This is a genomic window from Stenotrophomonas sp. 80084_Sma, assembly GCF_056481995.1.
This window is the reverse complement of sequence record NZ_CM151177.1, coordinates 2,660,893-2,677,339: the sequence shown is the minus strand read 5'-3', so window position 1 is coordinate 2,677,339 and position 16,447 is coordinate 2,660,893. Positions and strand designations below refer to the sequence as shown.

Genomic DNA, 16,447 nt, shown 5'->3' with positions numbered 1-16,447 from the left:
CCCGCTTCTGGTAGGTGCCAACCTTGGTTGGCACGCGGGACGTCAACGGCGCCAACCAAGGTTGGCGTCTACCGAGCCATGCTCCCGAGGAATCCCGCTTTGGTAGGTGCCAACCTTGGTTGGCACACGGGAGGTCAACAGCGCCCACCAAGGTGGGCGTCTACCGGATGGCGTGACCGGGTAGGTGCCAACCTTGGTTGGCACGCAGGACGTCAGCGGGATCGAAACCGCATCCCCACCCGCGCGCCACCGATCGGGGCGGTATCGATCACCAGCGCCGCATCATGCCGCTGCGCGATCTCGGCCACGATCGCCAGTCCCAGCCCACAGCCATCACCTTCACTGCTGGCCCGGTAGAAGCGTTCCGTGACGCGCGCGCGCTCGGCCTCGGCAATGCCGGTGCCGTCATCGTCCACCCACACCTGCACGCCCTCGGCATCCTGCTGTAGTCCCAGGGTGATCAAGCCTGGCACGGAACCGTAGCGCAGCGCGTTGTCCAGCAGGTTGCCCAACGCCTCGCGCAGCAGCTGCGGATCGCCCTTTACCTGCACGTCGTCGTCGGGCCCGTCATAACCCAGGTCCACGCCTGCAGCCAATGCACGGTCCGCATAGCGCTCCACCAGGCTACGCGCCAACGCGGCCAGGTCCACTGGCTGCAGCGGCAGTGCGCTGCCATGTGGATCTTCGGAGCGGCTCAGCATCAGCAGTTGGTTGACCAGATGCTGCAAGCGGGCCAACCCGGCCAGCGTGCCGGACAGCGCCAGCTGCTGGGCCTGCGGATCATGCTGGCGCAATGAGCTCTCCAGCTCCACCTGCATGGCCGCCAACGGTGTGCGCAGTTGATGTGCGGCGTTGCTGACGAAGCGCCGCTGCGCATCCTGCATCGCGTCCAGGCGCTGCAGCAGGGCGTTGTAGGCCTCAACCGCCGGCCACAGTTCGCGCGGTGCCTCCTGCGCCGGATCCAGCGGTGCCAACGGATCCGGCCGCGGGCTGGCCAGCTTCCGTGCGACCAGGTTGGCGTGGCCTGCGGCGGCGCCGGTGCCGGACCAGGCCAGCCACGCCGCCAGTGCCAGGATCGCGGCCTGGAACGGAACGCTGGTCAGCAGCAGCTTGCGTTCCAGCCGGTGGCGCTTGCGCAGTGTCTCGGCCACGCGCAGCCGGATGTCATGGCCCGGCCCGGCGCTGACCACCACTTCGACCATGCGCACCGGTTGACCACGCAGGCGCGCATCGTAGTAGACCGCATCGTCATTCGCGGCGGCGCTCGCCGGACGTGGCAATGCCTCGGGCAGGTCGCCATACAGGCGCCCGCCATCCGCATCGACCACCTCGCCATGCACTTCGTCGGCGGTGTCCCAGGTGAACATGCGTGATACCGCCGGGGTGATCTCGATGGATGCGCGGCCGTCCTGCACCGTCACCAGCTCGGACAACGACATCGCCGAATCCAGCAGCCAGCGGTCGTAGACCTGGCCGGCGTAGAAGCGCGCCAGCGCGAACGAACCTACTGCGCTGCACAGCAGCAGCACCAGCAGCGGCAGCCACAGGCGTCGCAGCAGCAGGCCGCGCAGGCTGTGCACGCGCTCAGTCACCCACGGCCTCCAGCCGGTAGCCAAGGCCACGCAACATGCGGATGCCGACGCCGGCGCGCGCCTGTTCCAGCTTGCGGCGCAGGCGGCTGACATGCACCTCGATCACCGACAGGTTGGCTTCGTGGTCCCAGCTGTAGAGCGCATCGAACAGGCGCTGCTTGGTCACGGTGCGGCCGGGGTGCTGCATCAACGCTTCGACCAGCGACAGCTCGCGTGCGGTCAGCTCGATGCGCTGGCCGTCCACCTGCACTTCGTTGCGGATGCTGTCGAAGCACAGCCGGCCCAATCGCTTCTGCGCCGGTGCGTCACTGCGGCGGCGCGACAACGCACGCAGGCGCGCTTCCAGCTCGCCCAGCGCGAATGGTTTTGCCAGGTAGTCATCGCCGCCGCGGTCGAGGCCGAGGATGCGGTCCTCCACGCCATCGCGTGCGGTCAGGATCAGTACCGGCAAGGTGGCGCCATCGTTGCGCAGGCGCGACAGCAGGTCGAGGCCATCCACGTCCGGCAATGAAAGGTCCAGCACCATCACGTCATAGGGTGCACTGGCCAGCGCCGCAGGTGCGTGCAGTCCGCGCGAGAGGTGATCGCACAGATGGCCGGCACCCTGCAGGGCGCGGATCAGTCCATCGGCCAGGGCGGCATCGTCTTCGATCAGCAGGATTCGCATTGCAAGCTTCGTGCAAGGTTGGGGCAAGTTTGGCGCAAGTGCATCACCTTACCTTGACGCACATGAATTTCTCCTCTCGTCTTGCGGCCGTGCTGGCCACTCTTCTGTGCGCGCCTGTGGCTTCGGCGCTGTCCCTGCAGGACGCGCAGCGCGCAATGGACGCACACAACCCTGACCTGCGTGCGGCGGCACTGGAGCTGCGCGGTGTGCAGGGTGATGCGCAGACGGCGGCATTGCGCCCGGCCACCGAGCTGTCGCTCGGTACCAGCAAGGTCAGCCCCAAGCATGGCATCGGCCCGGGGCGCTGGCAGGACAAGCGCGTGGACAGCACCGTGGGCCTGGGCTGGACCTGGGAACGAGGTGGCAAGCGTGCGTTGCGCATCCGCCAGGCCGACGCGCTGCTGGAAGTCGCAGGGCTGGAGATGCTCGATACCCGTCGCCGACAACAGGTGGCACTGCATGAAGCCTATTTCGGCCTGAAGGGCGCGCAGGAGCGGGCCCAGATTGCCGACGCCAACCGGCAGAGTTCGGCCGAGCAGATGGCGGCGGCGGATAAGCAGGTTGCGACAGGGGCGATGGCACCGGTGGATCGCGCGCGGCTGGCTGTGGACGACCTGGCTGTGGCGGACGCGGCGCGCGAGGCAGCATTGGATCTGCGTGACGCGCGGAATGTGCTGGGGATGCTGCTGGGCAGCGATGACAGCCGCGACCTCAGTGCTGATGACCCCTGGCCGGATGCCAGCAGCGTGGCCGATGTACGCGCGTTCGACCCGCAGCAGCGCGCCGACCTGCGTGCCGCGCGTTCGCGCCTGGTCGCGGCCGACGCAGGCGTGGCCCTGGCGCGCAGCGAGCGCCATCGCGATATCCAGCTGGGCGTGGAGGCCGAACGAGAGCCGACCGACATCAGCGGTGTTACCTGGGGCGTGTCGTTGACCATTCCGCTGGGTGCGCCGTCGCGGGCGCGCGGCGCGATCCAGCGTGCCGAGGCCGACCGCGACAGCGCCGCACTGGAGCTGCAGGTGCTGCAGCGCGAAGCACGCGCCGAGCTGGACCAGCTGCAGGCCAGCGCGCAGTCCGCCGCACAGCGCCGCAGCGACTATGAGGGACTGCAGTCCGACGCCGCACGCAGGGCGGTGCAGGGCATCGAACTGGCGTACCGGCGCGGTGCCGCCAACCTGACCGATCTGCTGGATGCGCGCCGCAGCTGGCGAGATTTCGAGGCCGCGCTGATCGAGGCGCGCACCGACCATGCCATTGCACTGGCGCGCTGGGAAGCCGCCACATCCGTTGCCGAAGGAGAATCCCGATGAAGTCCACCGTCGCCTATCGCCCGCAGGCGCGATACGCCGTGCTGCCCGTCTTGCTGGCGCTGATCCTGCTGGGCGGCTGTGGTCGAGAGCCAGCTTCCTATCTTGAGGACGCACCTCGGGTCAGCGCCGGCCAGATTCAGTTTCCTTCCGACAGCCGCCAGCTGGACGTGCTGCGCAGCGAGACAGTCAGTGCCGGCGCCAGCGCCAGCCTACAGCTGCCGGGCCGGGTGGTCTGGGATGAGACGCGCTCCAGCGCACTTCACACGCCGCTGCCGGGGCAGGTAGCGCGCATCGAGGCACAGCCGGGACAGAAGGTGAAAGCCGGCCAGGTCATCGCCTGGATCACCTCGCCCGAGTTCGGCCAGGCTCAGGCTGAAGGTGCCCGTGGTCGCGCCGAGCTGCAGCAGGCACGCAAGGAACTGGACCGTACCCGCGAACTGCATGCGGCGGGAGTGGCGTCGGGTCGTGAACTGGACGAGGCCGAGGCAAACTTCGCTGGCAGTCAGGCTGATCATGCACGCGCGGCCGCCTTCGCCAAGGCCTATGGCAACGGCCAGCGCGTCGACCAGCGCCTGCCGCTGCGCGCGCCCATCGATGGCGTGCTGGTGGAGCGGCGGATGAGCCCGGGCATGTCGGTCAGCCCCGACAGTGAACAACCTTTGGCGGTGATCGGCGATCCGGACCGGCTGTGGTTGCTGCTGGACATCCCCGAAAGCCTGGCAGGACGGCTGAAGGCCGGCATGCCGGTCAGTGTGCCGGGCGCAGATGGCCAGCCGCTGCAGGCGACCCTGCAGCATGTGGATGACTTCGTCGACAGCGAACGCCGCGTGGTGCAGGCGCGCGCCGAGCTGGACAACCGCGCACGGGGCTTCAAGGCCGGGCAGTACGTGCGTGCCCAGGTAGCATTGCCGGCCGAGGGCGGCGTCTCGCTGCCCGATGCGGCGGTGCTGCTGATCGACGGCACGCAGGTGGTGTTCGTGGAGGAGGGCAAGGGCCGCTACGTGCGCCACGCCGTGCACGCCGAGGAGCTGGGTGACGGCCGACTGTGGGTGCGTGACGGCCTGGCGGTTGGCAGCAGGGTGGTGGTCGAAGGGGGCCTGCTGCTGCAGCAGCTGGTCGACAGCGCGCCAGCGGCCGCCAGCACCGGCGCGGGGCATGCCGCCCCATGATCGATCGCCTGATTGCCTATTGCCTGCGCCAGCCGCTGATGGTGATGCTGGCACTGCTGTTGTTCATCGGCGGCGGCATCGCCGCGTTCCGCGTGCTGCCGGTGGAGGCCTTCCCGGACGTCTCCGACACCCAGGTGACGGTGGTGTCGCTGCACCCGGGCCGCGCCGCCGAAGAGGTGGAACGCGAAGTGACGATGCCGCTGGAAGTGGCCTTGTCCGGCATTCCGCATTCGGTGCGGGTGTTCTCGCATACCCAGTTCGGCCTGTCGATGATCATCCTGACCTTCGACGACAAGGCCGACGACTATTTCGCGCGGCAGCAGGTGCTGGAGCGCCTGCAGGGCGTGGAGCTGCCGGAGGGCGTGACCCCGGAGCTGGAGGCGATGAGTTCGGCGGTGGGCGAGATCTACCGCTACGTACTCAAGGGCCCGCACATGGCGCCGACCCAGCTGCGCACCGTGCAGGAATGGACGATGGAGCGCAGCCTGCGCACCGTGCCAGGCGTGGCCGATGTGATCAGCTTCGGCGGGTTCGCGCGCACCTTCCAGGTCAAACCGGACCTGGACAAGCTGCGTGATCGCGGCATCAGCCTCGGTGAATTCGCCGAGGCGCTGGAGAAGGGCAGCTCCAATGCCGGCGGCGGCTACGTGGAGCGCGGCCAGCAGCAGTTCCTGATCCGCGGCGTGGGCCTGATGCGTTCGCCGGGTGACATCGGCAACGTGGTGGTGGCGCAGCGAGGTGGCACGCCGATCCTGGTGCGCGACCTGGCCGGCATCGCCGATACCGGCCTGCCACGGCAGGGCCTGGTCGGCCAGGACGACAATGACGATGCGGTGTTCGGCATGGTGCTCATGCGCAAGGGCGAGAATCCGTCCGACGTGCTCGACGCCCTGCATGCGCGCATCGCCGAGATCGAAGCGAACCAGCTGCCGGCCGGGGTCAGCATCGAGCCGTTCTACGACCGCTCCTGGCTGGTGTCGACCACCTTGAAGACCGTCTTCCGCAACCTGCTGGAAGGTGCGGTGCTGGTGTTCCTGGTGCTGTGGCTGTTCCTGTACAACGCCCGCGCCGCGCTGATCGTGGCGGCGATGATGCCGCTGGCGCTGTTGTCGACCTTCCTAGGCCTGCACCTGTGGGGCGTGCCGGCCAACCTGCTGTCCTTGGGTGCGATGGACTTCGGCATCATCATCGATGGCGCGGTGATCGTCACCGAGCACATTGTCTCGCGATTGTCGAAGCTGCCACCTACGGCTGATCGGAAGACGCGGTTCTCGACCATTCTTTCCGCCGCATCGGAAGTGGGCCGGCCGACGTTCTTCTCGATGCTGATCATCATCGCCGCGCACATCCCGATCTTCACCCTGCAGCGCCAGGAAGGCCGCATGTTCGCGCCGATGGCGTACTCGGTGACCTCGGCCCTGATCGGTGCGTTGATCCTGGCGCTGACCGTGGTGCCGCTGTTCTGCTACTGGTGGCTGCGGCGCGACCGCATGCGCGACGGCAACCCGCTGATGGACCGCCTGACCGACTGGTACCGGCCGATCCTGGAGCGCGCACTGGCCCGGCCACGTGCGGTGGTGCTGACCGCAGTGGCGTTGCTGGTGGGTACGTTGGCACTGGGTACCCGCCTGGGCTCGGAGTTCCTGCCCGAGCTGGACGAGGGCTCGATCTGGCTGACCGCCACGCTTGACCCCAGCACCAGCCTGGCCGAAGCACAGCAGCAGTCGCGGCGCATCCGCGAGCTGGTTGGAACCTTCCCGCAGGTATCGACGGTGGTGGCCAAGCTGGGGCGGCCGGAAGACGGCTCCGATGCCAAGGGCGCCAACCAGATCGAGGCACTGGTGGCGTTGAAGCCGGAGAAGGAATGGCCGAAGGGGGTGGACAAGCGGCAGCTGGTGAGCGACCTGCAGCGCACGCTGGAGCAGCGCATTCCGGGGCCGGAGTTCTCGATCTCACAGCCGGTGCGCGACAACATCCTGGAGAGCATCTCGCAGATCAAGGGCCAGGTGGTGATCAAGGTCAGTGGCTCGGATCTGGACGTACTGAACCGGCAGGCGCAGGCGATCCTGGGCCAGGTGCGTGGCGTGGAGGGCGTGGAGAGTGCCTTCATTGACCGCGATGGCTCGTTGCCGCAGCTGCAGATCGAGATCGACCGCGACCGTGCAGCACGGTATGGGCTGAATGTGCGTGACATCGACGAAGTGATCGAGACAGCGCTGGGTGGGCGCCAGGTCGGCGAGCTGTGGGAGGGCGACCGCAGGTTCCCGATCACGTTGCGCCTGGACGATGCCGATCGTGACCTGCAGCGGCTGCGCACGGTGCCGGTGGGCATCGGCGATGGCCACACGGTGACGCTGTCCGACGTGGCCGACTTCCGCATGGCCAGCGGCGCGATCAACATCTCGCGCGAGAACGCACAGCGGGTGAAGGCAGTGAGCATCTTCATCGCCGGGCGGGACATGGGCAGCGTGGTGGCCGACATGCGCAAGCGCGTGGATGCCAGCGTGCAGCTGCCGGAAGGCTACCGGTTGGAATGGTCCGGTGAGTTCGAGAACCAGCAGCGTGCGATGAAGCGGCTGGGCTGGGTGATTCCGCTGTCGGTGCTGCTCATCTTCGTACTGCTGTTCGATGCCTTCAAGGACATCAGCAGCGCGGCGCTGATCCTGGCCAACGTACCGCTGGCGATGATCGGCGGCATCCTGGCGTTGTGGTTGACCGGCATTCCACTGTCAGTGTCGGCGGCGATCGGATTCATTGCGTTGTTCGGACAAGCGGTGCTGAACGGGGTAGTGATGCTCAGTCGCTTCGCCCAGCTGCGCGAGCAGGGCATGGACCTGCTGCAGTCGGTGGTGCAGGGCTCGCTGCAGCGCCTGCGTACGGTGCTGATGACCGCACTGCTGGCGATGTTCGGCCTGCTGCCGATGGCGACCTCGCATGCGATCGGCGCCGAGACCCAGAAGCCGCTGGCGGTGGTGGTGATCGGTGGCCTGCTGTCGGCGATGCTGCTGACCCTGCTGGTGCTGCCGACGCTGTACTACTGGGTGCACCGGCGCCGCGAGGCGCGCGCCGGATGATCGGCACCGTAGATCCACGCCATGCGTGGGTGCGACCCGGCCGCCAGGCATGGCCCGGTAGGTGCCCACCTTGGTGGGCACGCGGCGACGCGCCCACCAAGGTGGGCGACTACCTACACCATCCCGCCATTGGCGCGCAGCACCTGCCCGTTGATCCACCCGCCATCAGCACCGGCCAGGAAGGCCACCGCACCGGCGATGTCCTCCGGCATACCCAGCCGTTCCAGGGGGTTCATCTTCGCCAACCGCTCGATCAGCTCGGGTGACTTGCCCTCCAGGAACAGGTCGGTGGCGGTCGGGCCGGGCGCCACTGCATTCACGGTGATGTTGCGCCCGCGCAGCTCCTTGCTGAGGATCGCGCCCATCGTCTCCACCGCCGCCTTGCTGGCGGCATACACGCTGTAGTGCTCCAGTCTGATGCCGACCACGCTGGTGGACAGACTGATCAGGCGGCCACCGTCGCGCACCCGTCGCGCGCTCTCGCGCAGCACGTTGAAGGCGCCTTTCAGGTTGATGCCGATCACCCGCTCGAACAACGCGTCATCGCTGTCGGCCAGCGGCGCCAACTGCAGCACGCCGGCACTGTTCACCACTACGTCGATACCGCCGAAGCGCGCCTCGATGGCGTCGAACAGCTGGCGCACCGCCTGCGGGTCGGCCACATCGGCCTGCAGCGCGATGGCCTGCGCGCCAGTGGCCGTGAGTTCGGCGGCCAGTGCCTCGGCATCGTCGCGGCGGCCGGCGTAGTTGATCGCCACGGCATGGCCGTCGGCGGCCAGGCGGCGCGAAATGGCCGCGCCGATGCCACGGGAACCGCCGGTGACCAGGGCGACGCGGCGGGCGGAGGAGGTGGGCATGGTTGGTTCCAGCAGGGCGCGCCGGACTGGCGCAGTGCCATCTTCGCCATCTCATCAGTTCGGATAATCATGCATAATCCGCCAACATCATCCGAATTGCCGAACAATGGACCGATTCACGGCCATGCGTGCCTTCGTCCGTATCGTCGAGCGCCGCAGCTTCACCCGTGCCTCCGAGGACCTCGGCCTGCCGCGGGCCACGGTGACCGATGCGATCAAAGCACTGGAACAGCGGCTGGGCGTGCGCCTGCTGCACCGGACCACGCGGCTGGTGGTGCCCACCCTGGAAGGGGAAGCGTTCTATGGGCGTTGCCTGCGCCTGATCGCCGACATGGACGATGCCGAAGCCGCGTTCCGTGACGTGCCGCCGCGTGGCCCGCTGCGCATTGAAGTGCATGGCACGCTGGGCCGGCACCTGCTGTTTCCGCATCTACCGGACTTCCTGCAGCATTACCCCGAGATCGAACTGGAGGTCAGCGAAGGCGACCGCTATGTCGACCTGCTGCGCGAAGGCGTGGATGCGGCGTTGCGGGTGGGGACCCTGGCCGACAGCGATCTGGCGGCGCGCCGGTTGACCATGCTGCGGGAAGTTACGGTGGCCGCACCGGGTTATGTGCAGGCGCACGGTGTGCCCGAGACCATCGAATCACTGGAGCAAGGCCACCAGATGGTCGGCTATCGCTCCAGCGCCACCGGCCAGCTGATTCCGCTTGAGTTCCAGCAGGGTGGGCAGGTGCGCTATGTGCCGCTGCCCGCGCGGGTGAGGGTTTCCGGCGCGGACGCATTCCTTGGTGCCGCCTTGGCGGGTCTCGGCATCATCCAGGCACCGCGCTACCGGATGGACCCCTACATCGCGAGCGGGCAGCTGGTCGAGCTGTTGCCGGACGCGCCGCCGACACCGAGTCCACTGAGCCTGGTCTACCCCCGCAACCGCACACCGTCGCCGCGGCTGCGGGTGTTCATCGACTGGGTGGCCGGGGTGTTCGACCAGATGAGGTAGTGCCGGCCGCGGGCCGGCAACTGCAACACGCGTGATGTGCCAAGGTTGCCGGCCAGCGGCCGGCACTACCGGGCCGATGCGCTTGGCAGCACCAGCTCGAACACGGTGCCGGTTTCATCGGAGGTCACGCTTACCGTTCCGCCATGCGCCTGTGCAATCGCACGGGTGATCGCCAGGCCCAGTCCAGCACCTTCGTGGCGGCCCCGCTCGCCGCGATAGAAGCGATCGAACAGGCGTGGCAGTGCTGCTTTGGCAATCGGCGGGCCGAGGTTGTGCACGCTGACCCTGCACACGCCATCGCCCTCGACCAGCTGCACCCGCACCTCGCTGCCCACGGCTGCGTGCTTCAACGCGTTGGACAGCAGATTGGCGATCGCCCTGTGCAGCATCAGACGGTTGCCTTCCACGCTCGCCACGCCGTCGCGGCGCAGGGTCAATTGCCGGTCCTCGGCCAGCAGGTCATAGAACTCCAGCAGCGAATCCACCACCCCATCCAGTGCCACCGGCTCCCGCGAGGGCAGTGCGCCCGGCGCCTCGGCCTGCGCCAGATACAGCAGGTCACCCACGGTCTGCGCCAACTGCTGCAGTTCTTCGGCGCACGAGGCCAGCGTCTCGCGGTAGGCCTCGTTGCTGCGGGGGTGGGCCAGCACCACCTGTACCTGGGTCAGCATGTTGGTGATCGGCGTGCGCAGCTCATGGGCCAGATCACCAGAGAACTCGGTCAGGCGTGCGAAGTCCAGCTGCAGGCGCGCCAGCATGCCGTTGAGCGTCTGTGCCAGCTGTTCCAGCTCGGCCGGCGCACTGCGCGCGTTCAAACGCCGCTGCAGGCGCCCGGCGGTGATCTGCCGGGCTTCATCGGCCAACGTGCGCAGCGGTCGCAGCGTGCGTCGCACTACGTAGCCGCCGAGCAGGCTGCTGGCCACGGCGGCACCGATGATGGCGATCGCCAGGAGGTGGCGGAAGCGCTGCAGGAAATCGGCATGGCGGTCGTCATCGATGGCCAGCAGGGTGACCAGCTGGCTGCCGTCGGCCAGGGTTTGCCGCAGGTGCAGGGCATGCATGCAGCGACCATCGTCGAGAATCCAGTCGTGCCGCCGTGGCGCGGCGTCGATGGGCTGGCTGCGTGCGTGCTCGCGCAGCAGTGCAGGTGCGGTCGAGAACAGCACGGCTCCGTGGCCATTGACGATGTGGAAGGCGATATCGGGATGATGGCTGAGCGCCTCTGCCAACCGCGGGCCGCGTGCGGCGGCGGGCCCATTGCCAGCAAGATCGCGGATCAACGCAACCTTGTTCTCCAGTTCGATGAAATCCTGGGCAACAAGGTCATGGCGGGCGCTGACATAGATGGCCACGCCCAATGCGGCCAGCACCAGCGTGGCCACGATGGCGAACAGCAGGGTCAGCCGCACCGCGATGGAACGGCGCAGGCTCATCCGTTGCTCACAGCGCCGTCGTCTGGTGCTTCGAGCACGTAGCCCATGCCGCGCACGGTGACGATGAGCTTGGCGTCGAAGTCATCGTCGATCTTCGCGCGCAGGCGGCGGATCGCCACGTCGATCACATTGGTGTCGCTGTCGAAGTTCATGTCCCACACCTGCGAGGCGATCAACGAGCGCGGCAGTACTTCACCGCGCCGCCTCGCCAGAAGTTCCAGCAGGGTGTACTCCTTCTGGCTGAGCGCGATGCGCTGGCCGCCACGCTCCACCCGGCGGCGCTGGGTATCCACCACCAGGTCGGCGATGACGATGCGTTCAACCTGCGGCACCGCTTGGCCGCGGCGTAGCAGCGTGCGCACGCGCGCCAGCAGCTCGGCGAAAGCGAAGGGCTTGGCCAGGTAGTCGTCGGCGCCCAGCTCAAGGCCCTGCACGCGGTCGGCGATGCTGCTGCGTGCGGTCAGGAACAGCACCGGCAGCGGCCAGCCGGCTCCACGCAGCCGCGACAGCACAGTCCAGCCATCCAGGCCGGGCAGCATCACATCGAGGATGACCAGCTGGTACTCGCCGCTCTCGGCCAGGTGCAGGCCGTCGATGCCGTTGCTGGCGAGGTCGACCACATAGCCAGCCTCGATCAGGCCCTGGCGCAGGTAGTTGCCGGTCTTGGGTTCGTCTTCGACGATCAGCAGTTTCATGGTGCGCCCATCATCGCAGCTTGGGCGTGGGCTGGCTGCGCAGTCTCATGCCAGCGGATCCAGCGTGCCGAGAATCGCGACACAGGCCAGCACCAGCAGCGCCAGTACCGATTCGCAGGCCAGGCTGTGGCGCAGTGAACGCAGCGGCCTGGGCTGCCAGCCACCCCGGATGGAGACCGCCAGCGCCGGCACCAGCCGCCAGCGATGCAGCGCGGCCAGGCCCAGCATGCCACCCACCAGTGCCAGCTTGAGCAGCAGCCAGCGTCCATGCGCGGCGCCGGTCAGGGTCTGTATGGAACCGCCGAGATCGACATAGGTATAGGTGCCGGTCATCGCCAGCAGGGCGACGATGATCGTGCCGGGCAGGGCGAAGCCGTGCGCGGCCTGCCATAGTTCGTGGGTGCGCTCGCGCAGGCTCGGCCCTTGCCGCCGCAGTGCCAACTGTACGATGGCGGCGATCGCACCGATCCAGGCACCGACCGCCAGCAGGTGCACGATGCCGGCAGCAAGACGCAGCCGGCCAGCGACCCCATCCCCAGCAACGGCATGGCCGTTCCAGGCGAGGCTGGCCAGGGTCACCGCCGAGAGTGCCAGCAGTGCGGGGCGGCGCAGGCCCTGTACCGGGCGATTGACTGCCAGCAGCGGCAGCATTGCCAGCAGGGCCAGGATGCGCAGCAGTCCCGCCTCGCCCACCGGCGTACCGGTAAGAAACCAGCGCGCTGTCTCGCCATCGATGTCGACCGGTGATATGCCAAGCACGCCGGACAAACGGGTGACCACATCGATGCCGACCAGCACCAGTGCCACCAGAACGAGGGCCAGCGAGACGCTGCGCGGCAGTCCGGGGCGGACGAACAGCATCCGCCCGAACAGCAGCATCAGGGCCAGATACAGCGCCAGCCGCAGCGCATACGGCGAAAGCTCGGCCACAGCAGCGGCCTTACTTCACGGTGAAGCGGTAGGTGCCGGTGATCGGATGGCTGTCCTGGCCGACCGCGCGCCACTGCAGCGCGTAACTGCCGGCGGGCAGCGGCTTGGCAAAGCGCGCGCGCAGGGTGTGGCCGTCCTCGGAGATCTCCTGCGCCGTGGTTGGCATCGCCATCTTCATGCGGCCGTGGTCCATGCTCAGTTCGATGCGGGTGGCACGCGGCATCACCTTCTCACTGAACTGCAGCTCGATCTGGCTGGCCGGGGCCACGGTGGCATTGGCCGCTGGCGTCGAACGCACCAGGCTGGGATGGGCCAGCGCCAGCGGCGCGGCCGAAAGGCCGGACAGCAGCAGGGCGAGCGGGGCGACGCGGAACAGGGAGCGGGTCATATGTGGATCACCGATGAGGAAGTGGCCTGCAGGGTGACGTCCACCGCCTTTCGAGGCCCTGACTTGGACATTACCAGTTCGTAATGTTGGCGGCCGGCACTACCGGGCCCGTGACTGCGCGATCCATGCTGACGGCGAACAACCGACCACACGCCGGAACGCCGCGCTGAACTTGCTGGGATTGGCATATCCGCTGGCCAGGGCAACGTCGGTGACACGCCGGCCCTGCGCGAGTTCGGCGCGCGCCCGCTGCATGCGGTGCTGGGTCAGGAAGGCATAGGGCGGCAGGCCAGTGGCCGCACGCAGCGCGCGGCCGAACGTCGCGGCCTCCATCTGCACTGCAGCGGCCAGCTGTGGAACGGTCAGCGCCTGGCCGTGTTGCGCGTCGATGTAGGCCTCCAGTTGCCGCAACCGTCGTGCCGACAGTGGGGACACCGTGCCACGCGCCTGGCGCGGCTGACCGGCAAGCTGACCCAGGCGGTGCAGCAGCACCTGCGCGCCATGCTCGAGGAAGCCGGGCAGGCAAACATCAGCCTGCGCGCTGCACCACAGCGCCTGCAGCACCGAAGTGATCACCGGGTCGTGGTGCAGCCGCGCCGCCAGCGGCTGCAGCTGTTGCAACTGCTGCGGATCCTGCGGATGCAGGTGGGTATCGATGGCGATGCCGAGCAGATCGACCGCGGGGCTGGCATAGGTGCCGGTGTCTCCCGGCAGCACCAGATTGAACTGGCCGGGCCGCCACGGCGCCTGCAGAAGACCGCTGAGGGTGCGCTGCTGCAGCCGACCGCCGCCGCCCACGGCCAGGCCCAGGCGCAGTTGCTGCGGATGTCCCATCTCGCCTTCGCTGGCATCGAAGCGATGACGCAGCAGCACCACCGCACCATCGTCGCTGGCGTAGGCCGCAGGGGCCTGCGACCGGGTTTCCTGCAGCAGCTGGTCGGCGAGGGCGGGCATCACGGATCCGGGAATGGAGCGGCGCTGCCGGAAATGGAGTGGCGGCAGGGTGCGAATGTTACAGAATAACACTCTTGTCCCGCGCTGCCGCCGCCCGCGCGTCCGCCACTCCATCCGTCGAGGTTCCCGCTTTGAAGTCGTCCACGCCTGCTGCCGCGCTCATCGCAGCATCCCTGCTCGTTCCTGCCTTGCCCGCCCTTGCCCAGCAGGCCGACCCGGCCACGCTCGACGGTGTCCGCGTCACCGGTTCCAAGCGCGATACCCCATACCTGAAGAGCGATCTGTCGGTGACGGTGCTCGACAGGCAGGCGCTGAAAGAAGCGGGCGTCACCGAGTTCCGTGACCTCGACAAGCTCGCGCCCAACGTGAAGTTCAACGCAATGGGGCAGCTCAGCAACATGTTCATCTCGATCCGCGGCATCGAGTCCAATCCATTCCTGGTCAATCGTGCCTCGGTCTACATCGATGGCATTCCGTTCCGCGAGCTGAGCAATGCCGTGCTCAACCAGGTCGAGTCGGTGGAGGTGCTGCGCGGCCCGCAGGGCACGCTGTACGGCGCCAACAGCGAATCCGGCCTGGTACTGGTGCGCACACGCGGCCCGGCCGATGCGCGCGAGGGCGAGATCAATGTGCGCAGCACCTGGTTCGGCAACGGCAATGGCACCGCTCTCGATGGCTTCCTGGCAGGGCCGCTGAACAAGACGGGCAGCCTGTCCGGCTCGGTGGCGTTCATGGGCTCCGATGAGGACGCCTACCTGAAGAACCTCACACCTTCCGGTGCGCGCGGCAAGGTCGGCGAAGGCTACCTGCAGGGCAAGCTGCGCTGGCGGCCGAGCGATTACGTTTCGGTGAACGCGCTGGCCTATCATCTGCGCACCCGCGCGCCGGGCATGTTCGAGTATGAATACCTGCCGCTGGATACCGGCCTCTACAACCGCACCTACGGCACATCGCTCAATGGCGGCCGCCGTGCCGGTGACTTCACCTACATCAACGATGCCCCCAAGCGCACCGAAAAGGACGAAACGGTGGGCGGCCTCAGTGCGCAATGGCAGCTGCAGGCCGGCACGCTGGACGTGGCCGCTTCCTGGCGGGACGAGGAGGTGACCTCGGCCGGCTACGACTTCGACATGACCAACAGCCCGGCATTGGCCGGCCGCATCTACGACAGGAAGAAGGAATGGACGGCCGAGGCGCGCTTCAGCTCGCCCAGCGACCAGGCGTTGACCTGGATGGCCGGTGTGTCGACCTACCGCAACAGCAAGGATTCGATCCTCGGCACCTTCGTCGGCCCGGCGCTGCACGGGCTGGACAGCTACAACCTGGCACCGCGGCAGACCTCCAAGGGCGAGGACTACAGCGTCTTCGCCACCGCCAGCTATACCTTCCCGGCGGTGCCGAAGCTGACCGCCAGCGCCGGCCTGCGCCATGAGCAGGCACGGCGCTCCACCGAACAGCGTGCCGGTGCGCTGGACCTGGGCGCCGGTGGCCGCGTGCTGTACCGCGATGCCGCGCTGGCGCATACCTTCTCGGCCACGCTGCCGCGGGTGTCGCTGCGCTACGACGCCACTGACGACCTGTCCTTCTACGCGGCCTCGGCCAAGGGCTACATTCCGGGTGGCTTCAATCTGGCTGCGGCGCAGAGCGATGTGGTCAACGACAAGGTGCTGCGCTACGAGTCCGAGCGCATGTGGAGCCATGAGCTGGGCTTCAAGATGAACCTGGCCGGCGGTCGTGGCCACATCGGCGGCGCGCTGTTCCACATCACCTCGGACAACTGGCAGGAGATCCAGGTGGCCACCGATGCCAACGGCCGCCCGATCTCGTCGGACTACGTAGGTTCGGATGCCTCGATCCGTTCGCGTGGTGCCGAGCTGGAGGGCGTGTTCGAAGTGCTGCCGGGCTTCACCCTGATGGCGAATGTGGGCTACGTCGATGCGAAGTACACCAAGCTGTGGGTCAGCGTGGACCAGAACCTGGATGGCAAGCGGGTCAAGCTGACCCCTCACTACACTGGCTATCTGGCGGCGCGCTATCAGTTCGACTCCGGCATCCATGCACGGCTGGAATCGCAGTTCACCGGCTCCAGTGCACTGGATGAACGCAACCGCGCGTTCCAGCCCGCAGTGGCCGTGCTCGGTGCGCAGCTGGGCTACGAGACCGGGCCGTGGAGCGCGCGGGTGTTCGTGCAGAACCTGACCAACAAGCGCCGCATCAACGGCCTGATCTTCGACAACCTGGCCTTCGGGCGCGACGGAAACTACTACGGCCCGGTCGACAGCCCGCGGATCTTCGGCGCGGAAGTGGGGTACCGCTTCTGACGAATCCACGGTAGATCCACGCCAAGCGTGGATGGCGGCACCCCGCCGGGCATGGCC

13 protein-coding genes are annotated in these 16,447 nt (G+C 67.7%); 5 read left to right on the top strand and 8 right to left on the bottom strand.

Translation table 11 applies throughout. The annotated features are described in order from the left end of the window. Positions 1-212: 212 nt before the first annotated feature. Both ACZK3W_RS12425 and ACZK3W_RS12420 read right to left on the bottom strand, forming a co-directional pair. Positions 213-1,592 carry a sensor histidine kinase N-terminal domain-containing protein gene (locus ACZK3W_RS12425; protein ID WP_197615642.1) on the bottom strand — a complete coding sequence of 460 codons (1,380 nt, stop codon included), beginning with the start codon at positions 1,590-1,592 and terminating at the stop codon, positions 213-215. Continuing rightward, positions 1,585-2,259 (bottom strand): response regulator, encoded by a 675-nt coding sequence (locus ACZK3W_RS12420; protein ID WP_006370279.1) that lies wholly within the window; start codon positions 2,257-2,259, stop codon positions 1,585-1,587. The genes ACZK3W_RS12425 and ACZK3W_RS12420 overlap by 8 nt, the downstream gene beginning before the upstream one ends. Positions 2,260-2,321: 62 nt before the next feature. Here ACZK3W_RS12420 and ACZK3W_RS12415 point away from each other — a divergent pair, with 62 nt between their 5' ends. From ACZK3W_RS12415 to ACZK3W_RS12405, 3 genes are read left to right on the top strand one after another with little or no spacing between them, the layout of a single operon-like run. Continuing rightward, positions 2,322-3,569: a TolC family protein gene (locus tag ACZK3W_RS12415; RefSeq protein ID WP_197615641.1), complete on the top strand. Its 1,248-nt coding sequence runs from the start codon at positions 2,322-2,324 to the stop codon at positions 3,567-3,569. Beyond that, complete coding sequence (locus ACZK3W_RS12410) at positions 3,566-4,738, top strand: efflux RND transporter periplasmic adaptor subunit (protein ID WP_197615640.1); 1,173 nt, start codon at positions 3,566-3,568, stop codon at positions 4,736-4,738. The genes ACZK3W_RS12415 and ACZK3W_RS12410 overlap by 4 nt, the downstream gene beginning before the upstream one ends. Further along, positions 4,735-7,812: a CusA/CzcA family heavy metal efflux RND transporter gene (locus ACZK3W_RS12405; RefSeq protein ID WP_197615639.1), complete on the top strand. Its 3,078-nt coding sequence runs from the start codon at positions 4,735-4,737 to the stop codon at positions 7,810-7,812. Before ACZK3W_RS12410 ends, ACZK3W_RS12405 begins: the two co-directional genes overlap by 4 nt. A gap of 113 nt (positions 7,813-7,925) precedes the next feature. Here the strand turns inward: ACZK3W_RS12405 and ACZK3W_RS12400 are convergent, their stop codons facing one another. Next, positions 7,926-8,669: an SDR family oxidoreductase gene (locus ACZK3W_RS12400; protein WP_197631829.1), complete on the bottom strand. Its 744-nt coding sequence runs from the start codon at positions 8,667-8,669 to the stop codon at positions 7,926-7,928. A 106-nt stretch (positions 8,670-8,775) separates the two neighbouring features. Between ACZK3W_RS12400 and ACZK3W_RS12395 the strand changes: the two genes are divergently transcribed. Beyond that, positions 8,776-9,669 (top strand): LysR family transcriptional regulator, encoded by an 894-nt coding sequence (locus ACZK3W_RS12395; RefSeq protein ID WP_197615637.1) that lies wholly within the window; start codon positions 8,776-8,778, stop codon positions 9,667-9,669. Between the two features lie 65 nt (positions 9,670-9,734). On the opposite strand, the gene ACZK3W_RS12390 is transcribed toward ACZK3W_RS12395, so the two are convergent. The 5 genes from ACZK3W_RS12390 to ACZK3W_RS12370 form a co-directional block, all read right to left on the bottom strand. Beyond that, a complete protein-coding gene (locus ACZK3W_RS12390) occupies positions 9,735-11,102 on the bottom strand; it encodes a heavy metal sensor histidine kinase (RefSeq protein WP_197615636.1) in 1,368 nt (455 codons plus the stop codon). After that, a complete protein-coding gene (locus ACZK3W_RS12385) occupies positions 11,099-11,797 on the bottom strand; it encodes a heavy metal response regulator transcription factor (protein ID WP_197615635.1) in 699 nt (232 codons plus the stop codon). Before ACZK3W_RS12385 ends, ACZK3W_RS12390 begins: the two co-directional genes overlap by 4 nt. A gap of 45 nt (positions 11,798-11,842) precedes the next feature. After that, on the bottom strand, positions 11,843-12,727 hold the full coding sequence (gene copD, locus ACZK3W_RS12380; RefSeq protein WP_197615634.1) for a copper homeostasis membrane protein CopD: 885 nt from the start codon (positions 12,725-12,727) through the stop codon (positions 11,843-11,845). Positions 12,728-12,737: 10 nt separating this feature from the next. After that, positions 12,738-13,115: a copper homeostasis periplasmic binding protein CopC gene (gene copC, locus ACZK3W_RS12375; RefSeq protein ID WP_125893600.1), complete on the bottom strand. Its 378-nt coding sequence runs from the start codon at positions 13,113-13,115 to the stop codon at positions 12,738-12,740. 99 nt (positions 13,116-13,214) lie between these two features. Next, on the bottom strand, positions 13,215-14,069 hold the full coding sequence (locus ACZK3W_RS12370; protein ID WP_197615633.1) for a helix-turn-helix domain-containing protein: 855 nt from the start codon (positions 14,067-14,069) through the stop codon (positions 13,215-13,217). 188 nt (positions 14,070-14,257) lie between these two features. On the opposite strand from ACZK3W_RS12370, the gene ACZK3W_RS12365 reads away from it, so the two are divergent. Further along, positions 14,258-16,390, top strand: coding sequence for a TonB-dependent receptor domain-containing protein (locus tag ACZK3W_RS12365; RefSeq protein ID WP_197615632.1), 2,133 nt, complete (start codon positions 14,258-14,260; stop codon positions 16,388-16,390). Positions 16,391-16,447: the final 57 nt, after the last annotated feature.